Here is an 18,755-nt window from a genome sequence, read left to right as displayed (position 1 = left end):
CATAGAATTGCTGCATTTCTTTTAAAGGCTAATATAAAGGCTAAAAAGGATTATTTATGACCAAACGATTTGATCGGATATTAGTTACAGGAGGAGCGGGTTATGTGGGCAGCGAGTTAGTTCCTCAGTTACTTGAATTAGGTTATAGAGTGACGGTTTATGATACTTTATTTTTTGGTGACGATTTCTTACCTAAAGAAAACCCCTATTTAAACATTGTTGAAGGCGACATCCGGGACACAGAGCATCTTAAACAATGTTTCAAAGATGCCGACGCCGTAATTTCATTAGCTTGCATATCCAATGATGCTAGTTTTGAATTAGACGAAACATTAAGTACGTCCATTAATTTAGAAGCCTTTGAGCCGATGGTAAAAGCGGCTAAGGCTGCGGGCGTTAAACGTTTTATTTATGCTTCTTCCAGTTCTGTTTATGGTATATCTGAAATAAAAGATGTCACTGAAGAACATCCCTTGGTACCTTTAACGCTTTACAATAAATACAAAGGGATGTGTGAACCGTTATTGTTTAAACATCAAAGTCCTGCATTCGTTTGCGTAACGATTCGCCCTGCAACGCTTTGTGGCTATGCGCCGCGACAACGTTTGGATTTGTCGGTTAATATTTTGACAAATCACGCAGTCAATAATAATAAGATTACTGTTTTTGGGGGGAGTCAGTTACGCCCGAATTTACATGTTCAAGATATGTGTGATTTATATAAATTGTTATTAGTTGTTCCTGATGAAAAAATTGCAGGAGAGACTTTTAACGTGGGTTATGAAAACAAATCGATAATGGAAATCGCGCATATTGTTAAAAACATTGTGGAAGAAGAATTTCCTGAAAAAGCGCCCATTGACATTGTAACGGCTCCGACGGACGATATCCGTTCTTATCATATTAATTCTGATAAAATTAAGTGCTGTTTGAGCTTCGCAGCAAAGTACAGCATAGAGGACGCTGTCCGTGATTTATGTAAAGCCTTTCAAGCGGGTAAATTGCCTGATAGCATGACCAACAATCGTTATTTCAACGTGCGTTGTATTAAAGCATTGGAAGTGGTTTAATGAGGAAACCTATTGCTATAGTGACCGGAGGAGCCGGTTTTATTGGCAGCCATATGGTTGATCTGTTGTTGGATTGTGGTTTTCAGGTGCGCGTGATCGACAATTTAAGGGGCGGTCATCGACGTAGCTTAGAACATCGGGCGAATCATCCTGATTTAACTTTCGAAATTAAGGATATTTGTGAGTTGTCAGCGCCACATCCCCTGTTTGAAAATGTTGATTATGTTTTCCACTTCGCCGGCATTGGTGATATCGTTCCTTCTATTGAGAATCCCATTGATTATTTACAAACTAATGTGATGGGTACCGTTCGCGTCTTAGAATGCGCGCGCATGGCGAATGTCAAAAAATTGGTTTACGCAGCTTCTTCGTCTTGTTATGGTTTGGCCGATGTGCCTACACGAGAAGATCATCTCATTGCTCCCCAATATCCTTATGCTTTATCTAAATACCTTGGAGAGGAAGCAGCTTTTCACTGGTTTCAGGTTTACGGTTTACCTGTGAATTCTATTCGTATTTTTAATGCTTACGGGACTCGTGTGCGAACAACAGGTGTCTATGGTGCTGTATTTGGTGTATTTTTTAAACAAAAATTAGCCGATAAACCATTCACTGTGGTGGGCGATGGGACCCAACGGCGTGATTTCCTTTATATCACCGATGTTGTACTAGCCTTTTTGAAAGCAGCAGAAACCAGGAAAGTCGGAGAGACTTGGAATTTAGGTTCTGGTAATCCGCAGTCTATCAATCGGCTGGTGGAGCTAATTGGTGGTAAGGTTGAATATATGCCAAAACGACCCAGGGAACCGGATTGTACATGGGCTGATATCACTAAAATTAAACGCGATTTAGACTGGGAACCGACAATAACCTTTTCTGAGGGTGTTAGTCGTATGATGAGTGAAATTAATGTCTGGCATGACGCACCTCTTTGGGATAAAGAATCCATTGCTGATGCAACGGTGGCATGGTTTAAATATTTAGGGAAAAATAAAAAGGATAAACCTGATGTTGCTGAAACGATACCGTCATAAAATAAAAACACTTGAGGAATTATGTGAAATAGTGGGTCGATTCCCGCGAGAGAAAACTGTCGTAATGTGTCATGGCGTATTTGATGTCGTTCATCCGGGGCACCTGCGTCATTTGCTTTATGCTAAAAGTAAAGCGGATATTTTGGTGACTAGTTTAACGTCCGATCGGCACATTGTTAAGGGACATTATCGTCCTCACATTCCGCAAGATTTGCGTGCTGCTAATTTAGCGGCTTTTGAAATGGTCGATTATGTGCTTATTGATAAATATCCTACCCCTTTGGAGACCATTCAAGCATTGCAGCCCGATCTTTTTGCAAAAGGTTTTGAATATATTTTGGATGGTCTTCATCCCAAAACAGCTGAGGAAGAGGAATTACTTAAATCCTACGGCGGGAAAATGTTATTTACGCCTGGCGATATCATTTATTCATCTTCAGCGTTCATTAATATGAACGAACCCGATGTTCGGTATGAAAAACTAGCTACCTTATTAGAATATCACCAGGTTTCTTTTGCTGATATCGAACGCGCGTTGGGTGAAATGAAAGAAATTCGCGTTCATGTGGTCGGAGATACGATCATTGATGGATTTAACTATACGTCAATGATTGGTGGCCAAACGAAAACACCAACGATTAGCGTACGTCATGAATCACAAAAAGATTATGTGGGCGGTGCTGCCATCGTCGCGCAACATTTGCGGGCGGCTGGCGCGCAAGTGACACTTACAACGTTGTTAGGCGCTGATGATCGTAAAGATTTTACCCTGGACGTGTTGTCCAAAAATGAAATCAAAGTTAACGCTATTCTCGATGAGAATCGTCCCACCACTTACAAAAACGCAATTATTACTGATGGTTATCGGTTAATTAAAGTTGATACTTTAGATAATTCCAGCATCAATGACGATTGTTTAGCGCAATTTGAAAAGGCGATTGACAAGACCGATTGCGATGTTGTTATTTGCAGTGATTTTCGTCACGGCATATTTAATCGTCGTACGATCGATCGTCTGTTAAGTGTGATTCCACCTCAGGTGTTCAAAGTGGCGGATAGTCAGGTGGCAAGTCGGTGGGGAAATATAACTGAATTTAGAAATTTCGATTTAATTGCGCCAAATGAGCGGGAAGCGAGATTTGCACTGGCTGATCAAGATTCAGGGATAAGACCATTAGCATCGAAATTGTACGATATTACCAATTGTAAAACTTTGATCTTAAAGTTGGGTGAAAAGGGTATTTTGACTTATTATAACAGTGATCATGAAGCCCTCGATTCATTTTTTGTGGTTTCGAGTTTTGTGGATCGTGTTGTTGACTGTGTGGGTGCTGGTGATGCACTTTTGGCTTATGCAACGCTTGCTTTATTGAAAGGAGCAAGTCCTGTTATTGGAAGCATTCTGGGAGCTGTCGCGGCGGCTTGTGAATGTGAAATGGAAGGCAATCAGCCAGTGACGCCTGATAATGTACGGGAAAAATTATTAAAATTGAAAACGTATTTGGATTCGTCGGATTTCCAATCGATAAAAGAAAATGAGACGCTGGTAACTTAAAAATGAAAACCCTTGTTGTCGGTTTAGGTGTACAAGGAAAAAAACGGCGATTTTTTGCGGGAAATGATTATGTTGGCTCTGTTGATCCTATTAATCACGAAGCTAATTACGCTGGTATTCATGAGGCGCCCCTACCAGATTACGAGGCGGCGTTAGTTTGCCTGCCAGACGAACCTAAATATGAAGTCATTCACTATCTTTTATCACACGATAAGCACGTTTTGGTGGAAAAACCCCTGTGGATGCCAGAACGAAAGCAATTATTTGAATTGCAAACATTAGCACAAGAACATAACGTCGTTCTATACACCGCTTACAATCATCGCTTTGAGCCACATATCAAGAGTATTTCCAAGTTGCTAAAGGAAAATGTATTGGGTGAGGTTTACCGATGCCGTTTGTTTTATGGGAATGGTACAGCTAAATTAGTTCGCGATTCAGGGTGGCGGGATGCCGGCGGTGGTGTGTTAACGGATCTTTGTTGTCATTTGCTTGATTTTGTCGATTATTGGTTTGAATTGCGTGATACTAATTACGTTTGTGTCGATGCGCAATGTCATGAGAATAATGCACCGGATCATGTTGTCATATTGAATCGTGTCGCTAAAATAAAAATTGAATTTGAAATGTCGTTGTTGTCTTGGCGTAATTCATTTTATTGCGATATTTTTGGTGAAAAGGGCTCGCTGCATATTGATTCGTTGTGTAAATGGGGCCCTAGCCAGTTGATTTATAGACAGCGTGTTTTGCCGAGCGGAAGGCCGATAGAGAATACGACTACATTGATTCAAAGCGATCCAACATGGGAATTAGAATATCGCTATTTTAAATCACTGATTGAGGCAAAACAAACGACGAATTTGGAAAAGGACATTTGGATATATGATCAATTAAATGGCTTGATGCAAGCGGCACTAAAGGAAGTTGATTTATGCACAGTACAGTAGTTGGTTTTTATGGAATGACACATTTGGGTTTAGTGTCAGCTGTTGCTGCAGCTAGTAAAGGCCATCAAGTCATCGGTTATGATCCGAATGAAACGTTGATCGCTGAGCTTAAGCAAAAAAAATACCCTATCGAAGAACCTCAGTTTCCTGAGTTAATGGTGGATAATGTGGATCGTTTCCGTTTTACGGTGGAGTTAGATCAGTTGCTAGCAGCGGAACTTATTTATGTGGCGATCGATGTGCTAACGGATGCTGAAAATCACAGTGACTTACAACCCATTCGTTATGCGTTGGAGCAACTTCAGCAACGGCTATGTCCTGAACAGATTGTGGTTGTCCTGTCTCAGGTTCATCCGGGATTTATTCGGGCATCGGAGTTTCCGGCGGAACAATTGTTTTATCAAGTGGAAACGCTTATTTTTGGTCGTGCGATAGAACGTGCGACTAAACCTGAACGATTCATTGTGGGTTGTTCAGATCCTACAAAAAATTTACCTTCTTGTTATCATACCTTTCTGAAAAGTTTTCATTGCCCTATATTAACAATGCGTTATGAGAGCGCTGAACTGGCTAAAATTTCTATTAATATGTATTTGGTTGCTACCGTAATGACCAGTAATTTGCTGGCTGATTTAGCATCCGCGGTGGGCGCAGATTGGCAAGAGGTGGTGCTGGCTTTACGTTTAGATAAACGTATTGGTCAGTATGCGTATTTAGAACCGGGATTGGGAATTTCGGGTGGTAATCTTGAGCGAGACATGGTGGTAATTAAACAATTGGCGCAACAATATAGCACACACGCTGAGCTTGTAAAAAGGTGGTTGGCGGACAGTGATTATTACAAAAATTGGGTTTGGCGTTACTTACAAACTGAAATATTTTCAAAAATAGATGTGCCGATCGTCGCTGTTTTGGGATTGGCTTATAAAGCGAATACACATAGCATTAAAAATTCACCGTCAATGGCATTGATCAATTTATTGAAAACAACAAAATCGCAGATACAGGTGCATGATCCTGCTGTGAAAAAAGAGAATATAGAAGACACCGCTACTTACTGCGATTCTGCTTTGAAAGCGTTGCAGTCGGCTGATGTGCTTGTTATTATGACGCCCTGGTTAGATTACTCGAAATTAACAGCTAGCAATTTTTTAGCGCACATGAGAGGTCGAGTTATTATTGATCCGTATCGAGTTTTAAACCATGAAGCGCTTATCCAGGCAGGATTTTACGTTCATACGTTGGGAGTTAATTTAAACGCCCTAAAGGAAAAAGAGGCTACTTATGCTTGAACATTTACAAGACGCACGTACCCCATCACGTGTAGCGGTTTTAGGAGCAAATGGTTTTGTGGGACGAGCGTTGTGTCAGCGTTTAAAGCAAGAGGCAGTCAATATGCTTGAACTGACTCGACAGCAAGTTGATTTATTAAATCCAGGTGCGACAGAGCAATTATTAAAGCAATTACAAGCAGGCGATACGTTAGTCATAACAGCAGCAGAAGTGCCTTCTAAAAATGCAGCTATGCTTTATCGCAATGTCCGTATGATGAATGTTGTTTGTGAGGTCTTGCAAAAACAAGCCATTCAACAAGTCATTTATATTAGTTCTGATGCGGTGTATGCTGACAGTGATCAACCCTTGACTGAAACCTCGGTGACTGTACCGACTTCCCTCCATGGTGTCATGCACTTGACGCGTGAAGTGATGCTGCAATCTGTTTGTTCTGAAAATAATATTTCATTAGCCATTCTGCGTCCTTCTTTGCTTTATGGTGCTGAGGATCCGCATAATGGTTATGGTCCCAATCGATTTCGTCGTTTGGCGGATAATCACGAATCGATTATTTTATTTGGTGAGGGCGAAGAACAACGTGATCATGTTTATGTTGACGACGTTGCTGAAATAATTACTCGGGTGATTCAGCGATGCAGTCGTGGTCTGCTTAATATCGCGACGGGACAGGTTATTTCTTTTAAACAGCTTGCTGAAAAAGTAGTTCAGCTTTCTAATAATGAAGTGGCTATCCAATCTTCACCGCGTCAAGATTCAATGCCGCATAATGGTTATCGCCCTTTTGACATCACCGATTGTCAAAAAGCTTTTCCTGATTTTTTTTACACAGGCATTGAGGATGGTTTGCGGTATTCACAGTTGAAAATGAAGGTTTTCAAGAAGGAGAAGACGCTATAGCCATGCCAGAAATTAATTTGTTAAGCTCACTACAAAAAGTGGAACGCAATGTTCAGGCGCGTTTAAATTTGAAAGATCCAGAAGTAGTTCGCATTTCAAAACAATATGGTGATATGTATTTTGATGGACCACGTTGTTACGGCTATGGTGGTTATCGATATGATGGGCGTTGGATTCCAGTCGCCAAAGACATGGTGGATCACTTTGGATTAAAAGCGGGTGATCGTGTGTTAGACATTGGTTGTGCAAAGGGATTTTTAGTTAAAGATTTCATGAAGGTCTGCCCGGGCTTGGAAGCTTATGGTATTGATATATCCGAATACGCACTAATGAACTGCGAACCAGAGATCGTCGGTCGTTTACATTTGGGAAACGCGGATCATTTACCTTTTCCCGACGAGAGTTTTAATGCGGTTATTTCTTTAAACACGGTACACAATTTGCCGCGTGAAAGGGTAATCATTGCCCTGCGAGAAATTCAGCGTGTTTCTGGTGGTAAGGCGTATATTCAAGTAGATAGTTACCACATGGTAGAGCAAAAAGCGATTTTTGAAAATTGGGTGTTAACGGCGGAGTTTCATGATTACCCAGAAGGGTGGATTAAGGTGTTTGAGGAAGCGGGTTATACGGGGGATTACAATTGGACGCTAGTTTAAAAAGTCAATGGCGCTACTTTAAGTTAAAGCATTTTTTAAATTCTCCTTTTAATTTTTCTCGCCAACGTTTTGTGTCTCAATTTTGCGTGCTGGGTTTAGTGATGGGAAAGATTTTCGTCGCCGTTTAACGGCACGTGGCTCAATTCGGCCAGTCCTATTCCCAATTTTATTTTACACGATTAATTTTAGCATTAATGAATCGATATGTTGCACCGTACATTGTACCTTTAAAACTTATTTTGGATCGAGTTGATCCATGTGCCTCGTAAAGCTTCGGCTATTATAATTCGGATAAAGTTGTAGGCGAGAAAATGAATACCAATTTCTTTCTAATCATTTCGGGTGTTTTACAAGATAAGAAATTCATGCCCATGATCTCTTTGATGCTTTTTAGATTAATCTCTACTGCCCATCTTTGTTCATATATTTTAGCCATTCTCTCTTATGATATTTTTTAGCATTTAGCAAGGTTGTTACATAAATGTTGCCGTTTACCTTAAACTCTTGTACCTAAACGGATGGATATAAATTATATTATCCTTTCGTCGTCCATGCTGATTTATTCGATTTTTTCGAATTAACAACGTGATCATTTTTACCCATCTTGACGCCAGTTAGAAAATCATAGTGACGTTGCGCATGACCACGAAAAATACCATCACTGCCAACGGTTAACGACATGATCACTACAAAATATGTTTGGAAAACTCCAAACCCATTTCTCTGATTTTTAACGCAGATATTCACTTACCCCTAGAGATAGATAAAAAGACTCAAAGTATTCACATTTATGTTGGCGGAACCAGTGCTTGTAGCGCTAATTATCACAACAAAGGATGGAGTTGTGAACGTATTAGGGGTCTTTGATTCCTTCTTCTTCCGTAAGGTAGTGCCATTGGTTTAAAAAGTAAGATTTTCATTGACCTCCTTTTTAACTAATTCAAGTTCGTTTGCTAAATCTAGAAAACACTTAGCTTCAAAGAATCTGTTCGTTTTAACCGTTGCCGCGACCTCATAAAGCCCATATTTTTTTAATAGTTCCTCAAGCTGAGAATCCGCACTTTTATGCAGTTCAGTTATTATTGGTAATATATCAGCAGTTATCTGATTTCTAATGGTCTCTTTTATTTCGTCTTTTAGATTAGTAGTATTTTGTTTCTGATAATATTCTCGGAACATTTTATTTGAAAAGAGTTGGGATATCGAGGGCAATCTATAATTTTTAAATTGTTCGTACAAATCCCATATTTCAATTAAACATTTTTTATATAATTTTACCGGATTGTGTTCACGTCCATTCATTTCAATGGCTTTTGTTAAAAACTTAACACATAAGCCTACCTTTTTGTAAAGGAGACTAAATAAAGCGCCTTTATATAATCCGTCAATATTTTTATCTTTAACTAAGAGATCAACCTTTTTAAGATACAATGCTTCTGCGTACAGCGGTTGTTCTAATCCCCTAAATCCGAGAGGTAATGAGATTGGAGCGCATCGACCAAAACTTCCTAAATCGATTAGTTCAAAACCCATGCTTTCTAACAAAGGGTGAATATCAAAAAAGGTTTTCTGATCTTGATATAATTTTACAAATTCGACTTCTAACTGTATTCCTATGCAATTATTCACTAGAAAGTCTTTTGCCCCTTCTAAAATATCATATTCGGTTCCTTGTACATCTAATGATAAAAAGTCTAAACCAACATTCTTGGAGCGTTTTAAGGCTTCTTCTAATGAAAGTAAATTAAGTTCAATTGATTTAACGCGCTTACAAGCTTCACCAAAGATGTATTCTCCATATCGAAAATCTCTTACAAATCCATAATTTGCATATTCTTGATTAAAAGGATATAAAGAATTCGTTGTTGGGTGGAAATTTAAATTAAATAAAGCGCGTCCCGTTTTTTTTCCAATACAATAAGGATAGATGCTAAATTCCCCCCAGCCTTCCTGTTCAACTTTTTTCATTTGCTCAAAACAATTTTCATCCGCATCGTACAAAGCCAAATGAAAATCTCGTAATAAAATACTATCTGCTAGCGGCAAGGGATAAGTTCCATTACGACCGCCGATGTGGTGATATGTAATCATAACAAGTTACTCAGCGAATTGAAATTGAATCATCCCCGCTTTTTATTTTTTCAACAGCGCAGTGTTGATTTTGGAAACAACATTTTTGACCATTATACTTAATGTTTCTTATTTTGCAACTCTCTCACTTTCACAAAATCTAATTGGTGAGTTATAGAAATTTTCTGATTGAAATTAAAGAGTGGTTTAGGTAATGATATATACAAAATTGGCCAGGAAGTTAGGAGATTAAGCCTCTACAAATAATTTCAATTTCTGCTTTACAAAGAAGAGGGGTTTATGAAGTAATATCAATTACTATCTTATTCTTTAGCGCTATTGTCTTAAATCTCCTAATAGATCCCAAGACAACATAAAAGATAAATTGCGCTTTTTGCATCCTGTTTGTTCTCTAGCTAATATTGTACATTCTAAACCCTTAACATGAGAAGTAAGGATTTATTGGTTTCCTGGATCTGGTAATATCCTTTTAGTGAGTTTTTTAAGTGATCATATTTCTCATAAAGAGAATTCTGAAATAGAAAATTTTTATTGTAAGCTAGGAAGTCATTTTTATTTATTAATGGATGATATGTTAAAAAAAGCCATGTCTAATATATTTCAGCCAGAAACTATAGCGTTTGATGAGAACGATACACAAGCAATATATTCTCCTTTGTATAAAGAAAAGGAATATTTAAATTTGTAAAAAATACAGGCTCTATGATCATTATGAGGTTTCCTCTCCATACATTTACATGGGAGAGGTGTCTGTAACTCACAATATTCCCCATACAGAGTTTTTAGACTTTTTTAACAAAAAAGGGTATAACAAAGATAGTCATTATTTGTCATCCCTTGAGATACAATATTTTCTTTTTATCTAAAAAAGAAAGGGTAGTTTTTTTGATAGAATTTACCAATGGAGAATCCACATAGCACACTATCGCGCGCAATATTTACGACATGTCATGTTGTTAGAAATAAAAAGAATGTTTTTATAATTCGTTACGAAGATATTTTCATAGCAGATAGTAGCGCGCGTTATCATGACTATATAATTATATGAATTTAAATGTAAAAGATGAGGAAATAATAGCATGGAAAGATAATAACTTAAAATATAAAAAAAATTATAGATTTTGGACAATGTTATTTTAAAGGTTCTGCTGCTGCTGATAAATAGAAAGCCTATTTCACAATGGAAATTTAAAAAAACTAGGAATCATTGATTTAGCGAATAGCCTAGGATATAAAATTTCAGGAACAGATTTCATTAAAAGTAAATCTCATGAAACTGAAAAAAATAACTTACCTTTCTCTAAAGTGAATAAGCGTTGGCTTATAGGTTATTTACCTACTGGCGCTATAGAAATACCGAATACCAACATTATACTACGCCTCAAAAACTGAAATTATTCTTTTATTCTATCGGTTATGATAGTTCTTACATTCAACAACTAAGCATTAATTCAGATTTTTCTTATTTCCTAGACTCTTCTTTTATAAAAATAGACGAAAGTTCTTGCAATCTTATAGGAATACCTCTTACTTTTTAACACCTAACTGGGGATTGTATTAATGATAACGATTTTAATGATTCTTTGTGCGGCTTAAATAACTTAGCCAAAAAAGTTTATCAAGTTATCTAATAGAACCCGACACGTCTAAACCATTAAAATGTGTCGTCGGTAATGGGCGAGAAAGTTTATGGATAATTTTGGCACAGCAAGCTGCACCAACGTTATCCATAGATGTTATCATCCGTTGTCCATAGATGGGGATTGATTAATATACAACAATAAATTTTTATTGATTTGTAATAGCTTCTGATACTAATATCAGTAGTTGAACACTGACTAAACGATCTTTGTCTATTTCAGTTTCATTTTAAATAGAAATACTATTTTTTGGAGAAACATAAGTGTCTCAACATTGATTGAGATAGCTTTTTTGGATGGGAAATACTGTTTTTAGTGCTGGGGAGTTAAGCCAGATGTCTAAACCAATCGCTATTATAAAGCATTTAAAAAAAAGCTATTGAATATATTAACGTAGCTACCCTGAATATCATCTACAGAATGATTTAGAAGGCAGCCTTCGGAAGAGGGGATTAACCAAAGAACTGATTCTGTCTGTTAAAGATGTAATTAGGAACTTCACTGAAGATAACGTCCAAGAACGCAGATGAATTAGAGTGGTTAGCAAATTTTGTAGGATTATATTTACATGAATTTGTGAAAAGTATACAGATATATTTAGAGATCATTAAAGTGGCGGAACATAAGCATTCTATTTATCGTTCTCTTATGGAAGTTTATTTCTATGATTTAGATACGCTGGTTAATTTTGACCTTATAGAAAATGAAACTTCTCAATTTACAAGCCCATCGGAATGGGTTGATCCTATATTCTACTGTATGTCTTATACTTACATGGGGATTTTACTGCAACGTCTTGGGCGCTTTTGGGATGCTCGGTGTGTATTTAATATGGCAGTCCGGTTTGACTGAGATCCTCGCAATATAACTTGGACAGCAGAATATAAAAACTTTGAGCTTGACTACCTCGCGAGTATAGAAAGCAAAGATTTGTTACAACGACAAGAAGTATTATCCACTGCTAATAACAACCCACTAGTTATAGTGGGTTGTGTTTTTTTGGTGTGCATAGGCAACTTTTTTAAAAGTCAGCGGTAGCTTATTTTTTATTCAAAAATAACTTAGAACTTTTGAAAAAATATTGGAACCCCATTCTGTAATTTTTTGTACTTTTTTTGATAAAATCAGTTTTTGGCGATCAAAATTTTATCAAGAAATTTCCTCTTTTTTTCTATTGAAATTCATGTAATTTCTGAGCGACTAATTTCGAAACATCCTGATTTGGTTCCGAATGCTTATGATGTGACTCCTAATTTAGCATACTCCCTTTCAGGGTTGTTACAGACTTGTTTTCTAATTATGGACAAACGATGTAATGCTAGTCTTATCAATTTGACTCCAGATGCGATATTTTCTGATATCACTGTCGCTGAAATAACTGGCGTAGTTAATAAATGGTATAAAGTCATATTTGCTCCGGGCATCCAATTAAATAGAGAAACTGTTTTAGATGATGTTTCAAAATTAACAGATCATAACAATGCTTCTACCTTTAGAGTTTCCCCAGCGAAACTCACCGAACTAGCTTTTAACAATCTACATCCTGCGAAAAAAGCTTCTTTCTGTACTCGTGAAAAAAAATGACTTATCCTGGCTTTTTATTATGGTGGACAGAGAATGGTTTATTCGGTCACTGTTTTCAAATGCATCCGATCTTCATTAAGTCCGAATTTCTTCAGCATACTCCTATTCGGCGATTTGACTCAATTGACGGTGACTTTATTTACCTAATGCTTCCTTGATGTTAGGATTGGCAACAAAATATTTATATCATAACTGAACCTCGTCAAATAATCATGTTTGAATTGTCAGGATCAGATATTCCGGTCGATATTAAATACTATACTAACAACCTTACTCAGATTCGGGTTTGTGGATTGCAAAAGTAATGCGCCCTTTAAGCTTCTGGCTGTTAACGAAGCGAATCGTATTTGGAAATATGAAAAATGTAAAAAATAATCTAATAGCTCATATGGATAATGTGATTTCAGATTTGGCAAAGTTAGGCAATAGATTGAAATGTGATCGATTGCTGAACGTAGCAGCTATTTTAGAAAAGGCGGATTCCAATTTAAAAACTCTTATTGAAAACTGGAAGCTGGGGTCTAGTAATTATAAAGTAGCGCCTTCCAAACTTGGAACATCTATTGATGCGATTGTGGTCATATATTCTTTTGCTGTTTGGACAGTTGCTATATTGAAAACTTTCTTAACATATGCTTTCTTAGTTTGTTAGCCGAACGCAATTTTGGCAATTTAATGAATAATAAATATAGTTTATTTCTTCTCTATATGTGCGATGAAGATGTTCCACTTTTTGAAGAGACGGAGAAATTTCAAAAACTTAAAAGAATTATTTCTTTTGAAATAGTACCTATCAATCCCCAGAAATTTAAAAATAAATACGCTGTTTTAAGTAACGTCCAATCTCATACTGTACAGCGTAGTCATTTCTTTGATGCGATCTGCTTTCTGTATTCTGATTTCCTATTGGCTAAAGGGGAATTAAGTTTTGTCTGCAAAAGCTAGCCGAAGGGTATGAGGGGGTTGTTTCCCCAGTGCCACCGGTGTTATTGGAGGATTTTTATGAAGTTTTAAATAGTCATTTTACTGATTTTGTGCAGTACACTGGAGATGGGATTAAAGATTTTAATATATCAATCACTCCGCGAATATTTGTTCGCTATGAAAAACCTATTTTGCATCCTATGATGCGGGATAATAACGTTTCCTATAACCTTAACACAGGAAATCACGCTTATGTGCTTTAGCTAGGTCCTTTAGATGACTTGCTTATCCGTTATTTCCATAGCCATCCGGTGATGTTAAAAGTAAAGAATGACATGCCTGAGTATTCGATCCCTTTTGATAAAACTTTAGATGAATAGTTTTTACCCTCTGCTTATCCGGCAGCAGATCGCCTCTATTTTATTCAGGACTCTGATGAGCTAGCTCTTATTAGTTTAACTGAAGAAGACTTCGTAACGCCTTATGTAGGAGAAAGTTATCATCTCGATGCAGTATCCATTGCTACGTGGGCTGAAAGTTGTGCAACACCCATGCAAAGATTATGTTAATTACTATACACTATGGCATGAAAATGAGCTGATCCTTTTAAATTTTCAGAAAACCATTGACCGATCTAAGATAACAGTCGTGGAAGTTCAGCGGCGTCTTTCCATGCCAGATCTCGTTGTTCAATCAGAAAGCTCTAAGATATACCTTGCGAGAAAAGATCGAGCTCTACGTTATGTAAAAAAGAATATTATATAAACGATTTCAATTAGGCCAGAATTAAATGAAGCTAATAAAAAACCTAGCAAAAAACAAGCAATTTTTAGTTCAATATTGGTTAATATATTATATCTATTATTGTCGTATAAAGTTTTAAAATGGTTTTCTCGTAGATTTTCTCCAAGAATTAAAGCCTGGCGTTTGTTTGATTCATTAAAAGACTTACTCGAGACACGTCAAGCACGTGTCTCGAGTAAGTCTAACTGGAATAAGTTTATGAATAGTTCCAGAGGTGTTGAAATTAAATTTACTCATTACATTTCGTCCGTTTTAAAATCTATATTCTTTTTTTCTATCACTTTTTCCGAAAAAAATATGACGATGGCAATACCTAGCTAAAAAATCATTTTAGTTGATCGTAATGATAGCGTTCTTTTAATTTTTAATTTAAATTATTCCTAAGTGAAATTCATCCTGAGCTGGAGTTGTAATGAAGGATTCATGATTAAAAAAATATAAAGAGCTTGTATACAAAATTTTCCGCATACGGAAGATAGAAGAAGAAGTTGTGTTTCAATATCCCAAACGCAAAATCCGATGCCCTACGCATCTTTCGATTCACAAGAGGTTGTTGCTGTGATGGTTTTTGAAAATTAAGCACCATTGATCTAGCAGTCAATAGCCATCTAGTATATAATTATTATTTGATCAAAACGGCAGTCTCAAAGCACTAATTTCTAAATTGTATCTATAAGTAAAGGGTGTTACTGCTGGTTTCGGCGGGTCGATGAATCTAACGACCTTTCTTCGTTTCGTGGCAAGCACTGCTATCCTAGCTGAAGAAAGCTGTCGATATTATTACTTTATGGAAAGTGAGAAAAGTCATCGAAGGAACCGATATCACCGTAGTTGCTATGTCATAAATGACGATATAAGCGCTCCGCACTGAAAAGTTTTTAAAAGCTCAGGGTATTCACTGTGAATTAATAAACTTTATAAAACCATTAAACCGATTGATTTGGAAACAACCGACGCTTCAATTAGGAAAACAGGAAGGTTTATAGTTTTGGATACCGCTTTTGAATTTTGCTTTGTCGCGAGTGAAATAATTGCGATAACAAACATAGATTGATTCTCTATACTACTCCAACCGATAAAGCGATTGCTGCACCTAATTATCCTGCACTAACATCATCCGCACTTGCTGAGTCGATGTACACCGATAGCGATGATATCACTCATGCTATCATCAAGGTTTTTCAGTTGCCGGTGAATGTTGAATCTTTATAAAAAGAAAGAGATCTTAGACAAAGAGATGTGTCAATCGATTAGTTTGGACAACTTTTTTTAAAATTAAGGAATCCATGGTGATTAATAAAACACAGAGCGTACTCTTCATATTTCATTCTGCTGGTGTGATATTATCAGTGTTGTGTTTTATTTCAGAATTTCAGAAGCACTATTCATGTGATTCTATCCTGATGAATTAGGGCCTATGAGTGTACTTAACAGTGGTACAGGAATTATTTGTTGAACAGGACTTATTATTTGCACACTATCGTTAATAAATCATCTGCTGATTTTGATCTATGTCTAATGGCGAGAATCAGTGAGATATTCATAAGCCCATATTTTGGCTGGATATTCTCTAGGATATGTTTTTGCGATTTTATACCCTTATCTATATCATTTTTTATTTAATAGAATTTTTGGTATTGAGCTTAAAAGTAGTATAATTTTGGCTCTAATATTATATTCATTTGCCATTTTTGTATTGACGTATGGCGTAATAAATTATATGTTTTGTTTTAGCTTAGCAATTTATTCATATGCAACATATTATTTTTATGTTAATCTCTCTTTTTAAAAAATATTTAAAAAGTGGTAAACATTTTATTTGATTTTTTACCTGTTAAACCTTAACAGTAACTAAGTATTCTTAGTTATTAGTAGTTTTTTCATTCCTCTATACTATACATTTGGTACGCTTTCCAGCGGGATCAGTATAATTAGTATCGTCCTCTAAACACGTTTATAAAAACAGTCATGACTGACAGGAAGTTTATAATTTTGTTAACCATTTATACTAATCTATACTATTAGTAGTACAATTTTAAATTTTTTTTCTCCAGAGGTGAGATAAGAAAATACACATGGACACCTTTAGGAACGTTTTTATATGGTATTGCATATATAATTACTTCACTAGAAGAATCAACTTATTTCACATGTAAGTATTCTGTGATTTTTATTTTATTTTTTCACTTCGACTGTTATGTATGTTTCTCACTAATGATAGAATAAAAACAAAGCAAAAGTTACTGCATTTTCTGCTTCTCTGCGCCAATTTAATGTATTTATTATTTACAAGTTATTTAATTGAAATTACTCCGATCTTATTGGGTGGATCAATAAGAACACATTTTTTTCGTTTACTTTATCCATATTTTATTTCGTTTGTTAGTGATAAATTTCTTTTCCTTGAACATGGTCAACTCGCTATTCGGAAATACTTATTTTTTAGTGTATCATCGTTTGTAGCTGTTTTTTAATAGATTTTATAATTACAGAACAAATTTCTTATAAATTAAAAAAATTGGAAAGTAAAGAAAATTAATAGATAAATCTACTATTATTCTTAGTTCTAATTTCTGTTTTCTTTCTACATCCCGATGAAAAATGGAATTTAAGAATATTAGAGATAATGTTCAGGCATAAAAATATTAATTTGAATCAATATTTACAGATAGAGAATAAATAAGCTCATCCCGAAACGAGTATTAGTAAATTTTCATTTACATGCTACCTTTTCCATAGAAATAAGTCAGGAAAGCATGAAACAAATGTTACTAATATTTTAGTTGATCACTACTTAAGGAAAAATCAATATATTTCAGAAAAAAATAACCAATTTAATCTACGCCATTATGCCAATAGGCCTGAAGTCGACATCTTTACAACCATGGTAAGAAAAAATTTATTCGATGTATAAAGTTTCTGTGACACGCTAGTTTAAATAGTTGCTGAACTATCTAACTCCATTATATACATGTAGACATATAGGATTTTTCCAATAGGATATTTTTTTACAAAACTGAAACCGATGTCCACAACAATATACTAAGTTTTGAAAACATAAAAACTACTCTATAATTATGTGAAAAATTGTTATTTATTCTATTGATCTTTATTTTTTAATGTACAATCTAAGTTCAATACTAAAAAGGTGGTAATTCGATAAGTTGTGATAATTCTTATCATTCTTTGTCGACGCATAGGGAATGCGTATTTAAAAAAATATCCAAGCAATTTGTTAGCATAATAGATTATCTGAGTGAGACAAATATCCATCTGTTTTGAGGATGGTAATGGGGGCAGTGTTAAAAACTTGGCGGGAGTTTAAATGAAAAATGATGCGCGTATTTTTTTCACGGGTCATCGAGGACTTGCTGGCTCAGCGATACTGCGTCGGCTTAAAAAGTAAGGTTATTCCTTACTTATCATTCGAATTCATCAAGAACTTGGCCTTATGGATAAAGAAAAAATATTTGATTTTTTTGAAAATAGTTGTCCAGAGTATATGTTTTTAGAAGAAGAACGTGTTGGAGGTATTAATGACAGTAATTTACACTCCGTTGATTTTATTCGCAATAATTTAGCCATCCAATAGAATATCATTGAAGCATCATTTCTATATAAAATTAAGCGTTTATTATTTTTAGTGAGTCCATGTATTCACTCTAACGGCGCACAACGACCACTTAAAGAAGTATATTTTAATTCGGTAAAATTATAGCCTACGAATCGAGCGTATTCAAACACAAAAATTTCTGGTATTGAGAATTGTTTGGATTATAATCGGCAAAATAATACATAATATTTATGTGCCATGCCTATGAATCTTTTTGGCCTTAATGATAATTATGATTTGGAGAATGGACATGTTTTAGCATATTTAATTAGAAAAATACACGAAGCTAAAGTACAAAAAAGACCCAGTTTTGTATTATGGAGTAGTGGGAAAGCAAGATGAGAATTTTTATATTCAGATGACCTTGCAGAGACCTGCTGCCATCTTATGAATCCCCCGATGAATATTGTTAAATCTGTGTTTGAACAAGATGATCAGCTTCCCGTCGTTAATATAGGAAGTGGTAAAGAAATTAGTATCTATGAGCTTTCATTACTTATTCAAGATATCATTGGATATCAAGGGGATTATTTGGGATCATAGCACAAACCAGATAGTGCATTTACTAAAGTCATGGACGTTAGTTTAATGCAATACCTTGGTTGGTCTGCTGGGAGATAAGCTATTGCAATTGAGGGAATAGA

8 protein-coding genes and 4 pseudogenes are annotated in these 18,755 nt (G+C 35.8%); 10 read left to right on the top strand and 2 right to left on the bottom strand.

The genetic code is table 11. From position 1 onward, the window contains the following. Positions 1-56 precede the first annotated feature (56 nt). Genes FIV31_RS00275 through FIV31_RS00245 form a run of 7 tightly spaced genes read left to right on the top strand, consistent with a single transcriptional unit; the run spans position 57 to position 7,455 of the window. The gene (locus FIV31_RS00275; RefSeq protein ID WP_280123412.1) at positions 57-1,070 is read left to right on the top strand and encodes an NAD-dependent epimerase/dehydratase family protein; all 1,014 of its coding nucleotides are present in this window, start codon (positions 57-59) and stop codon (positions 1,068-1,070) included. Next, a complete protein-coding gene (locus FIV31_RS00270) occupies positions 1,070-2,104 on the top strand; it encodes a GDP-mannose 4,6-dehydratase (protein WP_280123411.1) in 1,035 nt (344 codons plus the stop codon). Before FIV31_RS00275 ends, FIV31_RS00270 begins: the two co-directional genes overlap by 1 nt. Then, positions 2,079-3,659, top strand: a complete 1,581-nt coding sequence (locus tag FIV31_RS00265; protein ID WP_280123410.1) for a PfkB family carbohydrate kinase — start codon at positions 2,079-2,081, stop codon at positions 3,657-3,659. Before FIV31_RS00270 ends, FIV31_RS00265 begins: the two co-directional genes overlap by 26 nt. A 2-nt stretch (positions 3,660-3,661) precedes the next feature. After that, complete coding sequence (locus FIV31_RS00260) at positions 3,662-4,606, top strand: Gfo/Idh/MocA family protein (protein ID WP_280123409.1); 945 nt, start codon at positions 3,662-3,664, stop codon at positions 4,604-4,606. Further along, the gene (locus tag FIV31_RS00255) at positions 4,591-5,898 is read left to right on the top strand and encodes a nucleotide sugar dehydrogenase (RefSeq protein ID WP_280123408.1); all 1,308 of its coding nucleotides are present in this window, start codon (positions 4,591-4,593) and stop codon (positions 5,896-5,898) included. Before FIV31_RS00260 ends, FIV31_RS00255 begins: the two co-directional genes overlap by 16 nt. Further along, on the top strand, positions 5,891-6,799 hold the full coding sequence (locus tag FIV31_RS00250; RefSeq protein WP_280123407.1) for an NAD-dependent epimerase/dehydratase family protein: 909 nt from the start codon (positions 5,891-5,893) through the stop codon (positions 6,797-6,799). The genes FIV31_RS00255 and FIV31_RS00250 overlap by 8 nt, the downstream gene beginning before the upstream one ends. A 2-nt stretch (positions 6,800-6,801) precedes the next feature. Further along, a complete protein-coding gene (locus FIV31_RS00245; RefSeq protein WP_280123406.1) occupies positions 6,802-7,455 on the top strand; it encodes a class I SAM-dependent methyltransferase in 654 nt (217 codons plus the stop codon). A gap of 534 nt (positions 7,456-7,989) precedes the next feature. Here the strand turns inward: FIV31_RS00245 and FIV31_RS00240 are convergent. Together FIV31_RS00240 and FIV31_RS00235 are read right to left on the bottom strand one after the other, a co-directional pair. Then, positions 7,990-8,202, bottom strand: coding sequence for a hypothetical protein (locus FIV31_RS00240; RefSeq protein WP_280123405.1), 213 nt, complete (start codon positions 8,200-8,202; stop codon positions 7,990-7,992). A 153-nt stretch (positions 8,203-8,355) separates the two neighbouring features. Next, positions 8,356-9,649 (bottom strand): annotated as a pseudogene (locus tag FIV31_RS00235) (FkbM family methyltransferase). 252 nt (positions 9,650-9,901) lie between these two features. Between FIV31_RS00235 and FIV31_RS00230 the strand changes: the two are divergent. The 3 pseudogenes from FIV31_RS00230 to FIV31_RS00220 form a co-directional block, all read left to right on the top strand. Next, a pseudogene (locus tag FIV31_RS00230) lies at positions 9,902-11,084 on the top strand (sulfotransferase domain-containing protein); the annotation flags it as partial. A 437-nt stretch (positions 11,085-11,521) separates the two neighbouring features. Continuing rightward, positions 11,522-14,815, top strand: a pseudogene (locus FIV31_RS00225) (hypothetical protein). Between the two features lie 3,008 nt (positions 14,816-17,823). Continuing rightward, positions 17,824-18,732 (top strand): annotated as a pseudogene (locus FIV31_RS00220) (NAD-dependent epimerase/dehydratase family protein). The last annotated feature ends 23 nt before the right edge of the window (positions 18,733-18,755 follow it).

The organism is Coxiella endosymbiont of Ornithodoros amblus (assembly GCF_019425495.1).
In the GTDB taxonomy this organism is placed as follows: domain Bacteria; phylum Pseudomonadota; class Gammaproteobacteria; order Coxiellales; family Coxiellaceae; genus Coxiella.
The sequence above is the reverse complement of the archived record's forward strand: the minus strand, read 5'-3'. Positions and strand labels throughout refer to the sequence as shown.